Annotated in this window: 22 protein-coding genes; 9 read left to right on the forward strand and 13 right to left on the reverse strand. The window is 48.7% G+C overall.

The annotated features are described in order from the left end of the window. Nucleotides 1–5: 5 nt before the first annotated feature. Together ribH and CFERDRAFT_RS02635 are read right to left on the reverse strand one after the other, a co-directional pair. Nucleotides 6–473 carry a 6,7-dimethyl-8-ribityllumazine synthase gene (gene ribH, locus CFERDRAFT_RS02630; protein WP_006365657.1) on the reverse strand — a complete coding sequence of 156 codons (468 nt, stop codon included), beginning with the start codon at nucleotides 471–473 and terminating at the stop codon, nucleotides 6–8. Between the two features lie 33 nt (nucleotides 474–506). Next, nucleotides 507–1,142 carry a D-sedoheptulose-7-phosphate isomerase gene (locus tag CFERDRAFT_RS02635; RefSeq protein WP_040432973.1) on the reverse strand — a complete coding sequence of 212 codons (636 nt, stop codon included), beginning with the start codon at nucleotides 1,140–1,142 and terminating at the stop codon, nucleotides 507–509. A gap of 259 nt (nucleotides 1,143–1,401) precedes the next feature. On the opposite strand from CFERDRAFT_RS02635, the gene CFERDRAFT_RS02640 reads away from it, so the two are divergent. Both CFERDRAFT_RS02640 and CFERDRAFT_RS02645 read left to right on the forward strand, forming a co-directional pair. Then, a complete protein-coding gene (locus CFERDRAFT_RS02640) occupies nucleotides 1,402–1,950 on the forward strand; it encodes a Panacea domain-containing protein (protein WP_006365659.1) in 549 nt (182 codons plus the stop codon). Continuing rightward, complete coding sequence (locus CFERDRAFT_RS02645; protein WP_006365660.1) at nucleotides 1,947–2,405, forward strand: hypothetical protein; 459 nt, start codon at nucleotides 1,947–1,949, stop codon at nucleotides 2,403–2,405. The genes CFERDRAFT_RS02640 and CFERDRAFT_RS02645 overlap by 4 nt, the downstream gene beginning before the upstream one ends. A 269-nt stretch (nucleotides 2,406–2,674) precedes the next feature. On the opposite strand, the gene hemE is transcribed toward CFERDRAFT_RS02645, so the two are convergent. The 10 genes from hemE to CFERDRAFT_RS02695 form a co-directional block, all read right to left on the reverse strand. After that, nucleotides 2,675–3,727, reverse strand: a complete 1,053-nt coding sequence (gene hemE, locus CFERDRAFT_RS02650) for a uroporphyrinogen decarboxylase (RefSeq protein WP_006365661.1) — start codon at nucleotides 3,725–3,727, stop codon at nucleotides 2,675–2,677. 178 nt (nucleotides 3,728–3,905) lie between these two features. Next, nucleotides 3,906–4,754 (reverse strand): CoB--CoM heterodisulfide reductase iron-sulfur subunit B family protein, encoded by an 849-nt coding sequence (locus tag CFERDRAFT_RS02655; RefSeq protein ID WP_006365662.1) that lies wholly within the window; start codon nucleotides 4,752–4,754, stop codon nucleotides 3,906–3,908. A gap of 16 nt (nucleotides 4,755–4,770) precedes the next feature. Next, nucleotides 4,771–5,805 (reverse strand): succinate dehydrogenase/fumarate reductase iron-sulfur subunit, encoded by a 1,035-nt coding sequence (locus tag CFERDRAFT_RS02660; RefSeq protein WP_006365663.1) that lies wholly within the window; start codon nucleotides 5,803–5,805, stop codon nucleotides 4,771–4,773. An 11-nt stretch (nucleotides 5,806–5,816) separates the two neighbouring features. Beyond that, a complete protein-coding gene (locus tag CFERDRAFT_RS02665; protein WP_006365664.1) occupies nucleotides 5,817–7,520 on the reverse strand; it encodes an FAD-dependent oxidoreductase in 1,704 nt (567 codons plus the stop codon). A 135-nt stretch (nucleotides 7,521–7,655) separates the two neighbouring features. Continuing rightward, entirely contained in the window at nucleotides 7,656–8,102 is a 447-nt protein-coding gene (locus CFERDRAFT_RS02670; RefSeq protein ID WP_006365665.1) for a CBS domain-containing protein, read from the reverse strand. A gap of 204 nt (nucleotides 8,103–8,306) precedes the next feature. Further along, a complete protein-coding gene (locus CFERDRAFT_RS02675) occupies nucleotides 8,307–8,948 on the reverse strand; it encodes a hydroxyacylglutathione hydrolase family protein (RefSeq protein ID WP_006365666.1) in 642 nt (213 codons plus the stop codon). Between the two features lie 267 nt (nucleotides 8,949–9,215). Further along, on the reverse strand, nucleotides 9,216–9,446 hold the full coding sequence (locus CFERDRAFT_RS02685; protein ID WP_006365667.1) for a metal-sensitive transcriptional regulator: 231 nt from the start codon (nucleotides 9,444–9,446) through the stop codon (nucleotides 9,216–9,218). A 156-nt stretch (nucleotides 9,447–9,602) separates the two neighbouring features. Next, nucleotides 9,603–10,226 carry a DUF1997 domain-containing protein gene (locus tag CFERDRAFT_RS02690; protein WP_006365668.1) on the reverse strand — a complete coding sequence of 208 codons (624 nt, stop codon included), beginning with the start codon at nucleotides 10,224–10,226 and terminating at the stop codon, nucleotides 9,603–9,605. A 60-nt stretch (nucleotides 10,227–10,286) separates the two neighbouring features. Beyond that, nucleotides 10,287–10,424 carry a hypothetical protein gene (locus CFERDRAFT_RS12275; RefSeq protein ID WP_156777977.1) on the reverse strand — a complete coding sequence of 46 codons (138 nt, stop codon included), beginning with the start codon at nucleotides 10,422–10,424 and terminating at the stop codon, nucleotides 10,287–10,289. 47 nt (nucleotides 10,425–10,471) lie between these two features. Beyond that, nucleotides 10,472–10,816, reverse strand: coding sequence for a hypothetical protein (locus tag CFERDRAFT_RS02695; RefSeq protein ID WP_006365669.1), 345 nt, complete (start codon nucleotides 10,814–10,816; stop codon nucleotides 10,472–10,474). A 411-nt stretch (nucleotides 10,817–11,227) separates the two neighbouring features. Here CFERDRAFT_RS02695 and CFERDRAFT_RS12610 point away from each other — a divergent pair, with 411 nt between their 5' ends. Further along, nucleotides 11,228–11,353 (forward strand): hypothetical protein, encoded by a 126-nt coding sequence (locus tag CFERDRAFT_RS12610; RefSeq protein WP_006365786.1) that lies wholly within the window; start codon nucleotides 11,228–11,230, stop codon nucleotides 11,351–11,353. 30 nt (nucleotides 11,354–11,383) lie between these two features. Here CFERDRAFT_RS12610 and CFERDRAFT_RS02700 read toward each other — a convergent pair whose 3' ends face one another. Beyond that, the gene (locus CFERDRAFT_RS02700) at nucleotides 11,384–12,013 is read right to left on the reverse strand and encodes a flavodoxin domain-containing protein (protein WP_006365670.1); all 630 of its coding nucleotides are present in this window, start codon (nucleotides 12,011–12,013) and stop codon (nucleotides 11,384–11,386) included. A 441-nt stretch (nucleotides 12,014–12,454) separates the two neighbouring features. Between CFERDRAFT_RS02700 and CFERDRAFT_RS02705 the strand changes: the two genes are divergently transcribed. The 6 genes from CFERDRAFT_RS02705 (at nucleotide 12,455) to CFERDRAFT_RS02730 (ending at nucleotide 21,475) form a co-directional block, all read left to right on the forward strand. Beyond that, nucleotides 12,455–12,679: a hypothetical protein gene (locus CFERDRAFT_RS02705; RefSeq protein ID WP_006365671.1), complete on the forward strand. Its 225-nt coding sequence runs from the start codon at nucleotides 12,455–12,457 to the stop codon at nucleotides 12,677–12,679. A gap of 111 nt (nucleotides 12,680–12,790) precedes the next feature. Further along, the gene (locus CFERDRAFT_RS02710) at nucleotides 12,791–13,795 is read left to right on the forward strand and encodes an aminoglycoside phosphotransferase family protein (RefSeq protein ID WP_006365672.1); all 1,005 of its coding nucleotides are present in this window, start codon (nucleotides 12,791–12,793) and stop codon (nucleotides 13,793–13,795) included. Continuing rightward, nucleotides 13,792–14,733 carry a sugar phosphate nucleotidyltransferase gene (locus CFERDRAFT_RS02715; RefSeq protein WP_006365673.1) on the forward strand — a complete coding sequence of 314 codons (942 nt, stop codon included), beginning with the start codon at nucleotides 13,792–13,794 and terminating at the stop codon, nucleotides 14,731–14,733. Before CFERDRAFT_RS02710 ends, CFERDRAFT_RS02715 begins: the two co-directional genes overlap by 4 nt. 13 nt (nucleotides 14,734–14,746) lie before the next feature. Continuing rightward, nucleotides 14,747–15,910, forward strand: coding sequence for an exo-beta-N-acetylmuramidase NamZ family protein (locus CFERDRAFT_RS02720; protein ID WP_006365674.1), 1,164 nt, complete (start codon nucleotides 14,747–14,749; stop codon nucleotides 15,908–15,910). 79 nt (nucleotides 15,911–15,989) lie between these two features. After that, entirely contained in the window at nucleotides 15,990–17,399 is a 1,410-nt protein-coding gene (locus tag CFERDRAFT_RS02725) for a sodium:solute symporter (protein ID WP_006365675.1), read from the forward strand. 248 nt (nucleotides 17,400–17,647) lie between these two features. Next, entirely contained in the window at nucleotides 17,648–21,475 is a 3,828-nt protein-coding gene (locus CFERDRAFT_RS02730) for a PAS domain S-box protein (RefSeq protein ID WP_006365676.1), read from the forward strand.

The raw sequence follows: 21,475 nt of genomic DNA on the forward strand, positions 1-21,475 counted from the left end.
AACCGCTATATATTACGATAGAGGTTCACCATCTCGATCGCCGTCATGGCAGCATCAAACCCCTTGTTGCCGGCTTTCGTACCAGCCCGCTCAATTGCCTGCTCAAGGTTTTCCGTAGTCAGAACACCGAACGCAATCGGAACCCCTGTCTCAAGAGAGGCCTGGGCAATCCCCTTGGTCGCTTCAGCGGCGATAACATCAAAATGGGGAGTAGAGCCTCTGATTATGGCCCCAAGGGCGATAATGGCGTCATAGTTACCCGTCACTGCAACCTTTTTGGCAACCATCGGCAGCTCAAAGGCACCGGGACAGCGGTAGATGGTGATGTTCTCCTCCGATCCTCCGTGACGGCGAATGCAGTCCACAGCACCCTCAACAAGTTTCTGACCAATAAAATCGTTAAAGCGGGAAACAACTACTGCGAACCGTGAATCCTTTGCACTCAGTGCTCCTTCAACCTGTTTAATCTGCATAGCTCAGTTCTTTTTGTTTTTATGAAGCTGGTTCTATGAACGGCAGTATCCGAGCAGCCGTTCCACAAGATCGATAATAACATGGCCGATGGCGATATGAGACTCCTGCACCCGGTCGGCACTGCCTGAATGGGGAACAATAACCTCAAGATCGGCCATCCCTTTCAAGACTCCTCCGTCTCCGCCAAGCAGGGCAAGGGTCTTCAGCCCGTTCATGTTTGCATAATCAAGCGCATTGACGACACTTCTGCTGTTGCCGCTGGTGGAGAGTCCCAGGAGAATATCCCCTTCTCGCCCGTAGGCCTCAACGAGCCGGGCAAACACCGCATCGTAACCAAGGTCATTGGCTCCTGCCGTCAGGGCTGAGCTATCGGTCGTGAGCGCAATGGCGGGAAGTGCCGGTCGTTCAACGCTGCTGCGGTAACGGATGGTAAGTTCGGTCGCAAGATGCTGGGCATCGGCCGCACTGCCGCCGTTACCGCAAAGCAGCACCTTGCCCCCCTCCTCAAACGTTCCGGCAATCATACGCGCCATGGCAACAATAACAGCACTGTTCTGACGTGCAACACTCTCTATCAGCCGCGCACTGTAGAGCATGGTATCAAGCACCACCTCGTCATAACGGGTTCGATCACTCATCCCGTCGGAACACCTGCAGTCACCGGCCATAGAAACAGTGTATAAACTTGAAATGACAATATTTGCAGAATATAATGAAAAATCCGAAGGCTTGCTCTACCTTCACCGACAAACTATGAACACCACCAGATGAACAAAAGCTTTATCCCAGCCTCCTCATTGATGAGAACAGAGAACTTCCATTCGAAATGATAACAGAATTAATTAGAGGGCAGGGTGAGGATCAACACACAAGAATTGTTATTGAAAATAAGAGATGTGAATAGCAAATTTTGTTTAAATTTACTTCATGAACTCACCGTCAGATAAAATAGCAATCACAATCAATACCTTACTCTACATCATTCAAAAGATTGGTGGTATCGGAGATTTTCATAAGGTATTTAAAATCCTCTACTTTGCGGATCAGAAACATCTGGCAAGGTATGGTTCTGCCATTACTGAGGATAAATACATTGCCATGACATACGGGCCTGTTCCTTCAATGGCATATGATATTGTCAAGTCAATACGGGGTGATGGGCTGATGGCAACCTTCCAGGATCAATTCACACCATATTTCGAACTTGTCGGCAAGTACTCCATCAGGGCAAAAATCAATCCTGACCTTGATTATCTGTCAGAATCTGAAATGCTATGCCTGAATGAATCGGTCAGTGAAAGTGAACAACTCACCTTTCAGAAGCGTACGGACAAATCTCACGACAGTGCATGGCACAACGCAGACGAAAATGGTGAAATGAGCTTGATGGATATTGCAAAGGTCGGCGGTGCGAACAACGGTATGATTGCCTACATCAGGGAGAGCATCGAAAACGAAGAAGCTGCCTTTGGATGAGCATTGGTGATTTTTTCCCGGACTCCTTCAAGGAAGAGTTTGCCCGAAGAAACCTGAAAGTTGGAAGCGTACTCAAGCTTCATGTCAAAGAGACCAACCCGCCTAAAGAAAAGCGCTTTATCATTGTCGGCAAAACGCTCGACAGCCTTTGCCTTGCCACCGTTTACATCAACTCAGAAATCAATCCCTTTGTCAATTTCTCCCCGGAGTTTCAGGATCTCCACTGCTTTTTCGACGCAACTGGAAGAGACTACCTTGACCATGACTCATATGTTGACTGCTCTGCCATATACATCAGAAATAATGATGAACTCCATGAAGCACTGAAAACCCGCCCTGATGCACTTATCGGATTGGTAACCGAAAGTGATTTACAGACTATCCGCAGCAAAATCGTCAGCTCGCCAAAAATCAAGGGAAAAGACAAGAAGCGATTCGGCTTTTACCCGGCTTGACCAAATCAGGTTTCTCATGTTGATGCCTTCTCGAAAGTATTATGCAACTCTAGCCTTTCGCAATTAAAGAGTTCGCAACTGCTTGTCAGAAAAAACGTCAAAAATAACTTTTCTCTTCAATCTTTTCTTTAATTCAACGTTTTCTTCTGGCTTTAAGAGAAGCAGAGACGCCATCAAATCGTGGAACAGATTTATCGTTGTGCAAAAAAAACTCCGCCTCATGCATTGAGCACAGGGCGGAGTCGGAAACAACGAAGAAAAAGTGGCGCTTAGTGGTACTGGGCGCTCTCTTCCTTGACAAATTCAACCAGAAGCTTCAGGTTTTCAGGATCCATATCCGGCAGAATACCATGGCCGAGGTTGAAAACGTGGCCGGAGTGCTCGGTATGCTGGCCGAAAGATTTGAGAATCTTGGAGGCTTCTGACTTGATCAATGCCGGCGTGCCATAGAGCACTGTCGGATCAAGGTTCCCCTGCAGAGCTACGCGATCGTTCAGTTCGGCACGTGCCTTGCCGATATCCATACCCCAGCCGAGGCCCATGGCATCGCAGCCGGTGTCAGCAATTTCGGAAAGAATGGTATTACAATCCTTAGAGAAGACAATAACCGGAGTATCAGGATGTTTGGCCTTGATCGCCTGCACGGTCTCCTTGATGTAAGGAAGAGCGTATACACGGTAGTCATCCTCGGAAAGCGCACTTGCCCATGAATCAAAGATCTGGATAGCATCTGCGCCTGCTTCAATCTGCTTGAGCACATAAGCAGTGATAACGCCGGAAATTTTACCAAGAAGCGCATGGGCCATTGCCGGTTCACGGTACATCATCTTTTTGGCATAGGCGTAATTCTTGGATCCGCCGCCTTCAACTGCATAGGTAAAGAGGGTCCATGCCGCACCGGTAAAGCCGATGAGGGGAACGCGGTTGTCGAGCTCTTTTTTGGTCATTCTGAGCGCATCCATCACATAACCAAGCTTTTCATCGATATCAGGCACAATCAGCTTGTCGATATCGGCCTGGGAGCGAATAGGATTAAGCTTGATCCCTTTGGATTCGATAATCTCGACATTCATGCCCATCGCTTCATTGATGACAAGAATATCAGAGAAAATAATCGCAGCATCAACACCCATCAACTCAACAGGCTGAATGGTCACCTCGGTAGCAAGTTCCGGGGTTTTGCAAAGGGTTAAAAAATCGGTTTTTTCTCTGACTGCACGGTATTCCGGCAAATAACGACCGGCCTGACGCATTACCCAGATTGGCGTCCTGGAACATGGCTGACGCTTTAATGCCCGAAGAAAAAGATCATTTTTGAGCATGCAATGCAATAATTTGATGGGTTAACAAAACAAGCTGCCCGTCAGAGAATCCGGTAGTCTACACCCCCGGCTGAGAGCAATGTAAAAGTGCAAAGGTACGTTTTTTTACCCTTTTATTAAAACTTTCCGACAGATCGTTACTCTACCGGCACATTTCCCGAAGAGAAAAGAGCTTCAATCAGCTGACAATGTGTCGTTTGATACCAAGCTGTTTTGCGTTGTAACCGAGAGCAAGACCGACCATTTCAGAGAGATGGAATACGGGTATAGAGCTCTTGATGCCAGCCTGTTTGAGCGCTTTTGCCTGATAGCCGTCAAGTACCGTATGGCACAGTGGACACGGGGTTACGATAAAATCGGCTTTCAGTCGAAGAGCCTCTTCGAGCGCCTCTCCGGCAACATTGAGCGACTCCTGTTCGGCAACCAGCAGGGTATGAAATCCGCAGCAGCGGTTTTTATGCTCATAGGGAATGGTTTCTCCGCCAAGCGCCTCGATCAACAGGTCAAGGGAGCTCGGATCAAGAGGATTGTCCTTGCCGAGCACCGAAGAGGGCCGGAGAATGTGACAACCGTAAAACGGTGCTATCCGGTAATCTTTGAGAGGAACCTTCACCTTCTGGCGGATGGTCTCCAGGCCGACATCGTCAATGAGAACCCAGAGAAGATGACGGACCTCGGAGGTACCGTGATATTCAAGCCCCTCTTTTTTCAGCAGCTCATTGACCTCCTGCTTCAGCTCCGGTGATTCATCAAGCTTTTTCTTGGCCGTCCGGATCGTCATAAGACAGGTATTGCAGGAGACAACAAGGTCAAGGCCCATTTTTTCGGCATAGGCAATATTGCGGGCATTGACCAGCGCGAAGTGTTTCGGACTGACATAGTCAAGATTGCTCCCGCCGCAACAGGTACTCTCATGCAGTTTAACCAGTTCGATTCCAAGATCCTTCTGCCAGAGATCAATCGAGCGGTCAACCTCTTTCGTCATTGACTCATTGATGCAGCTCAGATAGTATGCGTATCGCTTCATCCGGAAGTTCCCCCGATTATTTTTTATGAGATTTATGATCCTGCTTCACATGCTCGCTCATCTCTCTGAACTCGCTCCTGAAAGCCTTTATTCCTTTGGATGGTTTGACCATCGGAGGAGGAGGCGGGGTACGCCGTTTCAGAATCATTTTAACAGCCATAGGAAGAAGGTTCTGCATGGTCCAGAGCACACCATTGGTACGGAACGGCAGGGTAGCTTCAACCAGTTTACCTTTCTTTTCGATATCGGACATAAAGGCTTCAGCATGCTTGGCTCCGCTGGTATCCTTCATCCCCCTGCTCTCAAGCGCATCTTCTCGTATACCGTGAATGGCATCCATGATCGGAATGCTTTTCACACAGGACTCCTGACAGCGGTAACAGTGGGTACAGTCCCATACGCCGTGATCCTTGACCAGTTCGGCAAGACGGAGATCATGCATGGAATCCCTGGTATCAACATTCATCCGGTAGGATTTCAGCAGTACAGCCGGGGAGACATACTCCTTGTTGGCCCTAAGTATACTGCACTCGGAAACACAGGATGCACAGAGAATGCAGTCGGTTGCCTTGTCATATTTCAGAAACTCCTCTTCGGAAACAAGAAACTCCTTTTTACCCATCTCACTCTCGGGCATTGTGGAGTCCACCCAGTTTGAGTAGTGCTTCATCTTGTCGACAAGCGGATCCATATCGACAATCAGATCCTTGATGAGTGGCAGGTTGCGTAACGGTTCAACCTTTATTACACCTTCCTCCTTCGACTTGGCGAGCATATCCCATACCTGGGTAGTGCAGGCCAGCATTGAAATTCCGTTCACGCGCATACCGCACGATCCACAGATACCTGCCTGACAGAATGCCCGGAAACTGACCGAGGCATCGACATGCTCCTTGATGTAGTTCAATGCACGAAGGACTGTAATACCTCTTTCGACAGGAATGGTATAATCGTCAAAATAGGATTTGCTGTCAACCTGCGGGTTAAATCGGAAAACCCGGAAGGTTACATCTCTTTTTCCCTCTTTATGCTGATCTGTTGACACCGTCATAAGCGAAATAGTTAATAGGTTCTTTCCTGGAGTTCATAGCGACCCATAGTGACCGGTTTTTCACCGAGTTTAACGTGACCGTCAATCAGGGTTGCCATTGTGTGCTTGTGCCATTTTTCATCATCCCTTGTCGGAAAATCTGTCCGGGTATGTGAACCACGACTCTCTTCGCGGGCAAAGGCACCGGCAGCAACGGTTTCAGCCAAATCGAGCATATTTTTCAGCTCCAGCACCTGCAGGAGATTGGTATTGAATACATCACTGCTGTCAGAAACCCTCACTTTTTTGAACCGCTCTTTCAGTTCCGCAACCTCCGCTATCCCCTTCTTTAAAAGGGAAGATTCACGGTAGATGCCGACATTGGCCGCCATGGTCTGACCAAGCTCTTCACGCAGTTCGCCATACCGCTCATAGTGACCGGATGGCTGCATGCTGCTCCGGAGTTCTGCGAGCTGATCCTTGACCTCATCTTCCGATATCGCTGCCGGCTCGAATTTTCTTGCTTCCAGCGCTGCGGTATGACCGGCAATACGGCCGAAGACAAGAATATCAAGCAGTGAGTTACCTCCAAGCCGGTTTGCACCGTGAACTGAAACACAGGCTGATTCACCTGCGGCGTAAACACCTTCCATCACCGTGCGTCCATAGTTATCAGTATCAATTCCACCCATGGAGTAGTGGGCGGTCGGGCGGACAGGAATCGGTTCAAGAATGGGATCAACTCCCTCAAAATTCATAGCCATCTCACGTATCTGGGGAAGCCTTGACTTGATCAGATCAGCACCGAGATGGGTAAGATCGAGATGGATATATTTTCCTGCGGGGCTGTCAAAACCTCTGCCCTGGAGAATTTCCGTTTCAAGTGAGCGGGAGACAAGGTCCCGGGGGCCAAGCTCCATCTTTTCGGGTGCATATCGTGACATAAAACGCTCGCCATCCTTGTTGAGCAGATAGCCGCCTTCACCTCTGGCGCCTTCGGTAACAAGCAGGCCGCTCTTTCTCAGTCCGGTGGGATGGAACTGGACAAACTCCATATCTTTCAGCGGGATACCTGCCCGGTAGGCGATAGCCTGGCCGTCACCGGTATTACCCGCAGCATTGCTTGACCGGTTCCAGTACATCTTGGCATAGCCTCCTGTTGCAAAAATCACGGTTCTCGCAGGAAAAGCCTCAACCGCGCCGGTCTTCATGTTCATTGCAATCAACCCCTTTGAACGACTGCCGTTGACGGAGAGGTTGAGAGCAAAATATTCATTGAAAAATATCACCCCTTTTTTCAGACACTGTTCGTAAAGGGTCTGGAGAATGGTATGGCCTGTCTTGTCGGCGCAGTAGCAGCATCTCGGACGCCCGGCACCACCGAATGGCCTCTGGGCAATGGTATTGTCATCGAGCCTTGACCACGGTGTTCCGATATTTTCAAGTTCCCGGATAATTTTGGGCGCTTCACTGCAGAGCACCTCAACAGCATCCTGATCAGCAAGATAATCGCTCCCCTTGATGGTATCGAAAATATGCATTTCTACCGTATCGTCCTTTGCCTTGTTGGCAAGAGCCGCATTGGCGCCACCCTGTGCCGCTGAGGTATGCGAACGGTTGGGATAGACCTTGGAAAGCACGGCAATATTCAGTGCAGGATTGGTTTTCATTGCCTCCATAGCGGCATAAAGACCGGCACCACCGCCTCCGACAATAACGATATCAAATGGTTTCATTCGCTCAAATCTCCTTATGAAGCTGTCAGGCAACCCCACTGATTAAATGAACGGGCACAGCCGCAGCCGAAAGCCCGTTCATTGAAATTTTCTTTATGGTAAAACCGAAGAAAGCAGTTTCAGAGAACCTGACTGCTACAGGGCGACATGATCGTCATGGACCGGAAGTTCCTCAACTGCGTGAAGCACATCGGCCATATTGAGCACACCGACGACCTTGTTGCCTTCCATGACGGTAAGACGTCTGATATTGGTTCTTTTCATCAGACGGAGGGCATACTTGATTCTGAGGCCGGGATTAACACTGATCAGAGGCTTGCTCATGATTTGAAATACAGGGGTGTTCCAGGGATCGCGATGGACATCTTCACCCGGATCGATCACTTTTTCAAGGATATCCTTTTCGGTAACGATACCATAGCAGTCATCTTCGTTACGGGGCTCGACAAGCAGACCGCTCTCGGCGCTCTTTTTCATAATCTGAAGAGCCTCGGCAACCGTACAGCTTCCTTTGATTTTATGAAATTCTTTCTGCATAAGGGCGGATACCGGCAGCGTACGCAAGGTTATAAGCTGATCCATAGTTATCAGGTTACTTATGATTAATAAAACACCTCAATACCCTCTTATGATCTATCAGACAGCATAACAGGGCACCAATTTCATGACCGAAAGCTAAAAAAAGGCGGGGACGCCAGAATATCACCCGTAAGGTTGGCGCAAGAACTTTCAATTTATAAAAAAAATCCACACAATTGCAAAAACAGCTCCGGGCAAAATAGGGAATTATGCAATCCCGTGCATTTTTTTATACTCCGCCCAGTTATGTTTCAGGGCAAGAAACGCATTGAAATCGGGCTGAAGAAGAAAGGGATTGGATCGGCGTTCAATACCGATGGAAGAGTGCGGTGCGGTCCCGTAATCGTGACCGGGCCATACTTTTGTGATATCCGGCAGGCCCAGGAGCTTCTCATGCAGGGAGTTATACTCTTCAAGAGCCTGGGCACGGGTGACGGTGCCGCCGACCTTTCCGGTGAAGAGTGTGTCACCGGTAAAAAGGGCATCACCGACAAGAATGCAGATGGAATCCGGGGTATGGCCGGGGGTATAAAGAATTCGGGCATCAAGAGTGCCGAGAGAAAAGCTGGCCGCATCCTCAACCCTGACTCCTGTCCGGGGGCAGGTATCGCCGTAAAGCAGCGGAACAATACCGGTAAGGTGCCTGATCGCCCCGTTGCCATTGGTATGATCGTCATGTCCATGGGTTGAAAATATATACCGGATGACAAAACCATGTTCTTCGGCAAACCGGACAATCATGGAGGGATCAAATGACGCATCAATCACCAGCGCTTCACCCGAAACTTCATCGGCAACAAGATAACCGAAGTTCCTGTCGCCGCCCGTACGAAACTGTTCAACAATCATGAGCCATATCTCCTTCAGGCTGTTTTTTCAGCATTCATGAGAACAGCTCCTGCGGGAGACTCCCGGTCAAAAGCTGTCGGATTCTTTTCAAACCCGGGGTTGATCGCTTCAGACTTGTCATCAGCAACAGCAGAGTAATGAACAGGGCTGCCGACCCCGTCTCCCCGCCAACATGGCCGGAGCGGCACCCTTTAAGGGATAAGATTGCTGAACCTTTGAATTTGAGAAGCCATAAAGCGTGCCCGGACATTCCTCCCTCCGGAGCAATTACTGTTTTGAAATGAGTTTCAAAATCTTCTCCACACTTTCCGGATCATCATGACTCAGACACTTTTTGAGGTTGCGGTGCAGCACCAGCGAAAAGGTATTGTCAAGAGCAGCTTTTGCTGCCTGGAACTGTGTGATGATCTGGCCGCACTCCTCTTCCCTTTCAATCATTCTCTGCAACCCTTCTACCTGACCGGCCACCCTTTTTAATCTCATAATCACATCTTTCATGATAGATCAGGCTTGAACTCTGAAATTGCAGGAGGCGAAAGATATACCTGTACCATGCTCAGGTATAATAATAACAAAAAAAGCGTAACCGGACGCTTGTGAAAACGCGGGTAAAAAACAGAGGAGTTCACCTGTAAACACTGAAGCAGCCTGGAGCTATTTGCCAGCCCCCGCCACTATTGACTCCGCAGAGGTGCAGCAGATATCCGACTGCACCTGACAGAGCATGCTTTCGGTCGCCTGCTGCATGATTTGCGACATGATCGCATCACTCATGAACTTGAGTATTCCTTCCGGCATAAGGTTCAAGGGAAAGGAGATCTCAAAATCAAGCGCTATATCGGTATCAAAGAAAACTGATGTCCGGTTATCCTTATGATGCAGAAGACAAATCTCGGAACTTGCCTTGCCGATGAAGGTATTAGGACCCACCGCATCAAATTCGGGATAGTCATGAACCGCCTCCCAGCGGATCCTTTTGCCTTTTCCATCGAGATGTATTCCGGGTTTCAGTCTCGATACAAACTTCTGCCCATAGCTGTCGTCAACCGTGATGCTCTCTTCATGCTGACGGACAAAAAAGACCGCTGTAATCGGATTGTTCCGGGGATCATTAACCTGAAAAACCCACTGAAAAATACCGAGATCAACGTGATATTTCACATTACTGCAATACGGATTACACTTGAGCAGTTTTTCGTGATCCGAAAAATATATGGTTGATTCATGCAGGCATGAATCAAGGATGATATGCACAGTACTTTTACCTACTACTTCCATGATAAAACCAAAATAATTGAGAAACTCATCAGACAACACTTGTGGAATTTTTTAACGCCCTTAACCCATAGAGAGTTCCTGACTGAATGCGTTCGATTTCAGAAAAAACAGCTCCGCCGTCAAATGCTTTCCCTTCAGTTCATCGCGCATTTTTAAAAGAGGGAAGAGGCTCATCTCCCGGGCATACAGGAGTGACATTGGTCACTGCCAGTGACCGCTATGGGGCTGCATTCCATGGCGGAAATTCATGATTTAGGCTTCAGCGCATCGGCAATAGTGTTGATCGATCCTGCAAGTGTCGTCAGAGCCAGATCAACCATTTTGAGCTGTGAACGATTGATATCAACCAGCGCCTGGCAAAGAAGTGTAAATGAGGCAATGGTGTCAACACCCGCCTCTGCTGATGGCACATTTGCCGCCGCAGGCTTCGGGACCACCGCCGGTTTCGGCTGTTCCGCACTCACTGACGGGACAGGGCTTTGTGTCCGGGTTGCTGGCGCCTCTGCCGCTGCAGGAGCTGCTGCTGGCTCAGGGGTGAGTGCGCGTTTTTTAAAAAAGGAAAAAAATCCGCCTTTTTTTTCTTGTGCCATAGGAGTAATACCGTTTAAGGTTGAAAATAGCGTTCTTGATGAGGTTGCCGGGTAATCGTCATACACCCTGAAACTTCAATATCGATCAATAAGTGCTCCGAACCTCAGCCAGGGGTCTCTCTCCTCAACAATACGCAGGAGCCGACACCGGTTTTAATCAGATAAAGATTCAAAAGCTTTTTCGGACATGACCGGCACGGGAAATATCGCCACCTGACGCTGCCCGCACGTTAGCGGGAAAACTACATGATCTGAAAAATATCGCCTTAAGCGTAACTGAAAATTCCGATAAATTCCTTAATGTTGCAAACGGGCCGTTTGTATTACAAGAGAGTCTGCGAAAAAATCTCCCTGCAAACGAAATAAAAGCAAAAGAACCTCACTACGACATAAACAAACGCTCAAACAACCATGGAAGAAACAGTCAAGTACACAACACTGTATGCACCGGTACTCTTTTTTGTTTCGGGAGTGTTTATTGTCATGCTTCTCAACAAGTTTATCGGGAAGCAGCAATCGGATAAAAAAACAAAATGATCCGGCCTCCAGGGGATCAGAATTGTTGCGTCACCCCTGCATCTCATCTTTGGCCGCCATCAGGACGGCAACGGTAATTTCCCGGCACCCCCTCTCCGCTGCATACTCCTCTGCTACCGTCTTGATCTTGCCCTGCATGAATGAGGGTATGGAGTGCAGCAATCCAAGGGCATCATCGCTCCATTCAACCGGGTGCGATGCGCGCCCCTCTTTCAGCGTTTTCTCATACTCGTAAAGAAGGTCATCTACAAACTCTTCAATAGTCTCACTCTCTGAAAGTGCTCCCGGCGGAATGATTTTTTCCGCAAGAATCCGGTTCCGTATCAGATGAATTTTCAACTGAGGCAGGTAGAGCACTGCAGCCAGGGTGTCGGGACTGCCGCAGGTGAGAAAGAGTGCGATTTTTTTTCGCTTCAGATTCTTTTTCAGATTCCCCTGTATCAGTGCCGCAAGAAGCTGGGAAGAGACAAGAAAATAGTAGACCGGTGCGCCGAGTATGACAATATCAAACTCCCTGACAAAACTGTAATCGGCCATCGCCTTGCATTTCGCTTTTTCAACATAGGCACCGGACTCTGCAAGCTGCTGACCAATTGAATCGATAATTGCCTCTGTAGAACCTCCGGCAGTTTTGCTATCATATAAAATAACAGCTCTCATCAACAAAAAGGATAAATGTTGCTCTATGAAACAGCGAAAACACTCCGCATCCGCTTAACGCTGTTTATGTTTTTTTGTATGTAGTTTGGTAATATATCACATAAAACAATTCAACAAGAAGTGCGACACCCAAAAATAGCCGGGGGCAAACGGGCACGAACCCGGAATTTGCAACTAATAACGCATCTCAAGCATTGATTCTTTTCATACGTTTGAACACTATTGAAGGGCGTTGAAGGACGACAGAGCAAAAAGAGGGTGCCGCACAACCCGTCAGGCGGGGGTTTTGACGTTCGGCAATAAGAGGGGAAGAAGCTGTTCTGACCTTTTTTCTATTTGCTCTACAAAGTAAAATGTTTTAACTTGATTAAAATCCGTAAGTAAATAGCGGAATCAGTTTTTAAACCATACCTCTTTCAATAAACCTAAACAATAACAGCCATGTCAAACGGATCAAACGATGTATCAGGCGCAATCAGCAACCTGCTCGATACCGTCGGTAAACTTGGACAGCAGCAGATTGAAATCCTGAACAACGGAATCAAAACCGCAACCCAGCTGATCGAGCCTCTTGGTAAAACAGCTACCGACCTTGTTGGAAACCTCCTGAACACCTTCAACCAGGTTTTGCAGAACATTTCAGCAGCTATTGCTCCTAAAAAGTAAGCGCTTGAATTTCCTGAAAAAGCACCTTATGCATACCGCATAGGGTGCTTTTTTTTTGCATTCCTCAATGGATTTCTGACTGTTATAACGACACCCCGAGACCGTTGCCGCATGACCATAACGGATAATATCGCTTCACTCTTCGCATCCGGATCCCGCAAGAGCCTCTCAATCACAAAAATTCAGGGCGATGCATCAAGTCGTCAATATTTCAGGGTCACAGAGCCGGGTAATACCGTAATTGCCTGTTACGATCCTGCATTTGAAGAGACGGCAAAAGAGGAGTATGCTTTTCTTTTGATGCACTCACTGTTCAGCAGAAACGCAATTCCTGTTCCGGAAGTCATTGCTGTTGATGAGAAAAAAGGGCTGCTCCTTCTTGAAGACTGCGGAGACCAGCTGCTTCAGAATCTTTTCGGTTCTCCGGCAGCAGAAACCATTCCCGGCCGGTACCGGGAGATTATCAGGACGCTCATCCAGCTCCAGTCAATCCGTGGTGATCAGAAGAAAATTCCGTTCAACATCAGTTTTGATCGCGAAAAACTCATGTTTGAATTTGATTTCTTTATCACCCACGGCCTGCTTGACTATTTTGCTCCACAAATGGGCTCGAATCTGATCGGCACCTTGCGGCATGAATTTGAAGCCATAGCAGCGATACTCGTCAAACCAGAGCACTTTGTGCTGAACCATCGGGATTTTCACAGCCGAAACATACTGATTCACCAGGGCAATCCGGTGATTATTGATTTTCAGGATGCCCGTATGGGGCTTCCGCAATATGATGCCGTCTCGCTGCTGCGAGACTCCTACGTCACACTTGAGCCGGATCTCACCGAAGAGCTGAAAGCACTCCACTATAATGAACTCAGGCTTGGCGGCGTGACGTCAATGAGCTTTGACGAATACCTTTATTATTTTGATATCATGGCTTTTCAGCGCAATATCAAGGCAATAGGCACATTCTGCTATCAGACCAGGGTCAAAAAAAACCGTACATTTGAGCACTCCATAGCGCCAACACTGCGTTACCTCCCTGAATATATCGACGCAAGAGCCGAGCTGAAAAAGGCGGGAAAACTCCTGCATGCAATTATTGAAGAAAACAGGCAATGAAAGCATTTGTCCTTGCGGCGGGTTTCGGTACCAGGCTGAAACCACTGACCGATCATATCCCGAAACCTCTGATTCCGGTTCTCAACATTCCATGCCTGTTCTATACCTTCTATCTGTTGAAGCTGGCGGGGATCAGGGAGATTATCTGCAACACGCACCACCATGCCGATACGATAAGGCGTTTTATCGATGCAAGCAAGCTGACTGATCTGGAGATATCGTTTTCAGAGGAACCGGTAATTCTGGGAACCGGAGGGGGACTGAAAAAGTGCGAAAAGCTGCTTGGCGACAGTGAATTTATTCTCGTCAACAGTGATATTATCACCGATATAGATTTCACCGCTCTTATTGCACATCACCGGCAATCTAAACGAGCCGGAACCCTTACCCTTTTTGAAACACCCGAAGCCGCCTCCATAGGGTATATAGGCATTGAAGAGGGGCTGGTAAAGGATTTTCGGAACCTTCGCAATTCCGGCCTCGTCTCCTCTTTTATCTATACCGGAACAGCTGTACTGACTCCGGAAATATTCAGATATCTGCAAAACGGCTTCTCGGGAATTGTCGATACCGGATTTACCGGGCTTGTCGATAACGGTGGGCTGAGCTACTATCAGCATGAAGGGGTATGGATGGATATCGGTACCATGGCGAACTACTGGAAAGCAAATCTTGACCGGGAGTCAATTATTTCCCGGATGGCCGCCCCCATGAAACGGGCGATAGGCATGGAACCGCACCGGATCTCACCCGCCGCCGATATCAGTCCGGATGCCCTGATTTCAGGATCGGTCATTGGACGAGGATGCAAAATCGGCCCGGGGTGTACCATAACCGATTCGGTGCTGCTGCCTGAAACAGAGGTCAGGGCGGGAACAACCATCATCAACTCCGTGGTCGACCCCTTTCATACCACTATAATGGGTAATCCCAACTAAAACAGGACAGAACATGGTAGCAACAGGACTGGATATGCTGCTCAGAGAGATTGAAAGGTTTCGCAACCGGAGAGTCGGTCTGATTGTCAATCAGAGCTCCGTTACACCTGATCTGCAATACTCATGGAACCTCCTGAAGGAAAAAGGGATCAGGATAGAGCGGATTTTTTCGCCGGAACACGGACTCTTTGCTACCGAACAGGACCAGATTGCTGTCGATTACCAGCCGGAGCTTGGCTGTGAAGTGGTCAGCCTCTATGGCGACTCGTCCGAAACGCTGCTTCCCGACCGCTCACTCCTCGACGATCTCGACCTGATACTCTTCGATATTCAGGATGTCGGCTCCCGCTACTACACCTACGTCAACACCCTTGCACTCTTCATGGAGGTTCTTTCCGGAAAAGAGAGCGAGATCATGGTGCTTGACCGCCCGAACCCCCTCGGGGGCGCCATAGTAGAAGGCCCGATGCTCGATATGGAATGCAAATCATTTGTGGGCATTTTCCCCGTTCCTGTCCGGCACGCCATGACCGCCGGAGAGCTGGCGCTGCTCTACAGGGATTTCAAAAAGCTTGATCTGAACCTCACCGTCATGAAAATGGAGGGGTGGCAGCGCTCCATGCTTTTTCAGGAAACCGGCCTGCCATGGATTCCGCCATCCCCGAACATGCCGACATTTGCAACTGCCGAGGTCTACCCCGGCATGTGCCTCTTTGAGGGGCTGAACATCTCGGAAGGAAGAGGAACCACAACACCCTTTCAGCTTTCCGGCGCGCCATTCATCAACCCTGAAGAGCTTGCCCGGCAGTGCCGGAGTTACGGGCTCGAAGGAGTTCTTTTCCGTCCGACATGGTACAAGCCTACATTTCACAAGTTCTCGGGTGAAGTGTGCGGTGGAATCTGGCTGCAGGTAACCGATCATACCCGGTTCCGCTCATTCTCCACCGCGGTGGCCATGACCGCAGCCCTGCAGAAGCTCTATGGTGAGCAGCTCCGTTTTTTAAGCGGCGTATACGAGTTCAACGACACCATTCCGGCATTTGATCTTCTGGCCGGAAACAGCACCATTCGCACGTCGATACAGAGCGGAGTGGAGCCTGTCAGCTTGATTGCGTCATGGCAGGATGATGAAAAGAGCTTTCTACAGGTCAAGCAGCAGTTCCATCTTTATGATTAATATGCTGACAAGAAGCTCCGGTTTGTTAAACATCTATCAACGAACCCTTTTTTACTAACCTCCCCGGAATATTCAGACCATGCAGCCAATCGATCTTGCAATCATCGTCCTCTTTCTGGCAGGCAATACACTCTTCGGTCTCTGGCATGGAAAAAGCAATAAAAGCAGTAAGGATTATTTTCTCGGCAACCACAATCTGCCATGGATAGTCTCAATGCTCTCCATTGTAGCATCCGAAACCTCGGTTCTGACCTTTGTCAGTGTTCCCGGCCTTGCCTACCGTGGCGACTGGAGCTTCCTTCAGCTTGCCATGGGCTACATTGTCGGCAGAGTCCTTGTCAGCTTTATCCTTCTGCCTATGTACTTCAAGCATGGGGTCAGCTCCATTTATGAGATTATCGGCTTACGCTACGGCACCGGCATGCAGAAAGTGGCTGCCATCGTTTTTCTTGTTACCAGGACTCTTGGCGATGCAATCAGGTTTCTTGCCGCAGGTGTTGTCGTACAGGTTGTTACCGGCTGGTCACTTCCGCTTGCGGTCATGATTATCGGTGTTGTCACGCTTGTCTATACCCTTTCCGGCGGAATCAAGGCCGTTGTCTGGCTTGAAAGCTTCCAGTTCAGCCTCTATCTCCTCGGGGGCATTCTTTCAATTGTATTCCTTCTCCAAAGCATAGACCAGGGGCTTCCGTCAATTATAACCTCACTCCTCGCAGCCGGAAAACTGAACATCATCAACACCGATCCCCATATATTAACCAATCCGCTCACCTTTATCAGTGCCTTTATCGGCGGCATTCTCCTCTCACTTTCGTCTCACGGAGTCGATTACATGATGGTACAGCGTGTGCTCGGCTGCAAGGATCTGCGATCGGCAAGAAAAGCAATGATCGGCAGCGGATTTTTCGTTTTTTTTCAGTTCTCAGTTTTTCTGCTTGCAGGCTCCCTCATCTCGGTTTTCATGCACGGGGCGCCAATGGAAAAAGACCGGGAATTTGCCTTTTTTATTGTTCACCATCTTCCGGCCGGACTGAAAGGGCTGCTGATCGCCGGAGTATTATCTGCCGCAATGTCAACGCACAGCTCGGCAATCAACTCTCTGGCCTCCTCAACAGTCAACGATATCCTCGGAGGAAAGGGTTCGCTTGGTTTTTCAAGGGTAATCTCACTCTTCTGGGCGGTACTGCTGATCGTCATAGCGCTTCTGTTTGATACCGGCAGCAATGCCATTGTTATGGTCGGGCTGGAAATAGCATCGTTTACCTATGGCGGCCTGCTGGGACTCTTTCTCCTGTCAAAAAACAAACGCAACTTTCATGCAGCAAGTCTGGGTGCGGGATTGATTGCGAGCATGGGTATCGTCTTTGTGCTGAAATTTATGGGACTTGCATGGACATGGTATATCTCTGTTTCAGTTCTGGTAAATCTGCTGGTAACCGTAGGCGTGGATATGATCTTCTTCAGCAAAAAAGATCAGGCATATCAATAATATCTTTTATCAAAGAAACAACTATCTTTGACCAGATGCGCCACATAACGGTTTCATGAAGTGAACCGGCGCAAACAGAAAAGCCATCAAGCACAGAATTGTGACCTCAAGCGCCCGCATCCCTGCATGCCATAATTTCCGGGATGTACGACATACTTTCACTCTGATCCATTCCGGACCGGGCAACAGATCCGTTCAGAGATGGAGTGCCGGGAGTTGCCGTTGCACAGTTGTAACCGTTACTGCTCATGCATAAAGAAAAAGCGGAGTTGTTCAGCGAACAGGAACGGCTTCATAAGGAGAGTGCGGCGCTCAGAAAAAAACTGACCGAGCTTCAAAAGAGAGTATCATCTCTTGAAAAATCCGAAAGTAACCTCAAGATGGTTCTGGAGGCAACAGAAGCAGGCTCCTGGGACTGGGAGATCAAATCCGGAAAACTTGCCGTAAATGAAGAGTGGGCCGCAATTCTCGGCTTCACCCTTGAGGAGCTTGAACCGATAACGATCAATACCTGGGTGGATCGATGTCATCCGGATGATCTTGCGATCTCCAACCAGCTCATTGAAGAACATTTCAGCGGGAAAACCGAACATTACGAAATGAAAGCCCGGATGCGTCACAAGCTCGGCCACTGGGTCTGGGTGCTTGACCGCGGCAAGGTGTTCGAGCGTGATGCGAAAGGCAATCCGGTGCGAATGATCGGCTCCCATCAGAACATCACACAAAAAAAGGAGTCCGAAAAGGCTGTTGAAGAGAGCCGACATTTCGAGCAGCTTGTATCAAAGCTCTCAAATCAGTTCATCATGTTGCACTATGAGAAAATTGATGATCTGATCAACAGCACACTCCGCCTCATCGGTGAATTTGTTCTGGCTGACCGAAGCTACATTTTCCAGTTCCGGAACGAACTGGCACTGATGGACAACTCCTACGAATGGTGCGCTGAAGGCATTGAACCGCAGATCGATCAGTTGCAGGAGATTCCGACCGATATGGCTCCCTGGTGGATGGATCATATCAAAAACAACCGGGTCATCCATATTCCCCGCATCTCGGAGATGCCGCCGGAGGCCTCGGCAGAACAAGAGCTGCTTGCATCACAGGATATCAAATCACTGATTGTCATTCCCCTCATCGCAGGGTCACAGCCATTCGGTTATATCGGCTTTGATGCCGTATCACAGGAGCGGCACTGGCAGCCCGAAATTATTTCAGTGCTGGAACTTGCCGGAGGTATCATTGCCAGCGCCCTGAAGCGCAAGCAGATAGAGCAATTTATCAAGAAAGAGCTTGATCTTGCCATCAGGCTGAGCCAAAGTTCATCCTTCCAGGAGACCCTGAAGATCTGCCTTCAGGCGGCAATTTCAGCTTCAGGGATGGATTGCGGAGGCATTTACCTTGTCAATCATCAGGAACAGAGATTAACCCTCGCCGATCACGAGGGACTGTCAGAAACATTTGTTAAGCAGGCAAAATACTACCGCTTTGATTCACCAAATGTAAAACTGATACGGAAAGGGAAACCCATCTATCAGCAATACGGCAATATCAGCGATAAAAGGCATAAATCCATCATCGAAGAAAAACTGCAAGCCATTGCGATTGTCCCGATCTCCTTCAAGGGTGAGGTCATTGCCTGCCTGAATATTGCCTCCCACTCGCAGTGTCATATTCCGGACTTTTCCCGGGTAGCCCTTGAAACCCTTGCCTCCCATATCGGATCGGCCATCATGCAGGCCCATCATGAGAAAGAGATTGAGGTAGCAAAAATAAATCTTGAAACGCTCTTCAACACGGTTGAAGATTTCCTGTTCATTGTCAACATGGAGGGCAATGTCATCCACACCAATGACTATGTGCGCAATCGGCTTGGTTACACTGCCGAAGAGCTGCAAAATCTGCATGTGCTCTCTTTTCATCCCCAGGATCAACAGGCTGAAGCAAAAGCGAACATTGAAGGGATGCTTGCCGGAACCGAGGTTTCATGCCTGGTTCCGCTGATAACCAGGAGTGGCACTCGCATTCCTGTCGAGACCAAAGTTACACCGGGAATCTGGAACAATCAGCCGGTACTGTTCGGTATGAGCCGCGATGTGTCCGAGCGGATGCGATCCGAGATGGCATTGAAGGAGAGTGAAAAACGGTTCAGGGAGCTGACCGAGCTTCTTCCGCTGCCGCTGTTTGAAACCGACAACAGCGGGCGTATTACCTATTCAAACCAGAAAGGGTATGAAATTTTCGGATACAGCAAACAGGAACTTGATCTCGGAATCTCCTTCTTTCAATTCTGTCCCCCTGGAGATCAGGAGAAATGGCTTGCCGATTTTGAATCGGTAAAAGCCGGAACCACGCAATCGATAAGCAAAGAGTATCATGCGGTCAAAAAAGATGGCAACACGTTTCCGATTCTGCTTTATGCTTCATCGATCATTATAAACGGCATAGTAACCGGAGCCCGGGGGATCATCGTAGACCTCACGGAACTGAAAGCTGCGGAAGAGGCGGTAAGAACCAGTTTACTGCAGAAACGGATTGTCAATGAGTTCCAGAGCCTGATAGACAACATTCCCGGAACCGTCTATCGTACCAATGAAAAGGGGAATACGACCATGCTCTCGATGATCGGTGATTTTGAAGCTCACTATACCATTGCTGATCTTGAAAAGGATCTGTTTGAAACCGGCACAATGATCCATCCGGAGGATCACAATGCGGTATCAGTTTCCAACATGACCCTTAAATCAACCAAAACATCACAGGCCCTGATCTACCGCATCGTTATGAAAAACGGTGAATTGAGATGGATAGAGGACCGCAAAACCTCTGTGTTCTCCTCCGATGGTCAGTACAGAGGCGTAGACGGGATTCTGTTTGACATCACCAACCGCATTACGGCTCAGGAGGAGAAGCTTCAGCTTGAATCACGACTCCGCAAAACTCAACGGCTTGAAACCATCGGTACGCTTGCCGGAGGAATTGCTCATGATTTCAACAATATTCTCACCCCCATCCTCGGTTATGCCGAAATGGGGGAGCTCTGCAGCGACAAAGAGGATTCGATGCATGAGTATTTCACGGAGATCACAAAGGCTGCTGAGAGAGCAAAAAATCTTGTCGCACAAATCCTTACCTTCAGCAGAACAAGTGAATCCTCTCCTGATATTGTCTCGGTACAATCCGTTATCGAAGAGGCACTGAAACTGCTCCGGCCATCGATTCCATCGACAATCAGCATCGAGCAGTATATAGAACAATCCTGCCGGAATGTTTTTGCCGATTCATCGCAAATTCATCAGATCATTGTCAATCTGTGCACCAATGCCTTCCAGGCAATGGAACAGAGGGGCGGGGTGCTTACCATTGAGCTCAGGGAGGTCAAGCCTGATTCCGACATGCATAAAATGCTCCCGAATCTTCAGGCTGAAAGCTATATGCAGCTGCGGATATCCGATACAGGCACAGGAATGGATGAGGCAATAATGGAGCGCATCTTTGAACCATTCTTTACCACAAAATCCGTCGGAAAGGGCACCGGACTGGGGCTCTCGGTTGTCCACGGTATTATCAAAAGCTTTCATGGGGAGATCACCGTCGAAAGCCAGCCAGGCATCGGCTCGACATTTATAGTCTATCTCCCGGTGGTCAATGAAAAAACCGAAAAAACCATCAGGCAAAAACTTCCCCCTGAAGGGAAAGGGAGCATCCTCTTTGTTGACGATGAACCGGCAACGCTAAGGATGATGACGCTTATGATGACCAGGCTTGGATTCCGTATCGAAGCAAGAAACTCACCCCTTGAGGCACTTGAACTGTTCCGTAAAAAACGGGAGCAGTTCAATCTTGTCATTACCGACCTTACCATGCCCGAAATGAACGGCATTGATTTCGCCGAGCAGCTCCACAAAATCAGCAGCGAGACACCGGTAATCCTGATGACCGGCTACGGAAAAGATATCGAACCCACCGATGCACTGAGTAAATACGGTATCAGGCGGATACTGAAAAAACCGATCAATCTGGCTCAGATTGCATCAATAATCAACGAAGTACTGTCAAACACACCACACCTTAACTAA

Origin of the sequence: Chlorobium ferrooxidans DSM 13031, from assembly GCF_000168715.1 — a bacterium.
GTDB classification, from domain to species: Bacteria; Bacteroidota; Chlorobiia; order Chlorobiales; family Chlorobiaceae; genus Chlorobium; species Chlorobium ferrooxidans.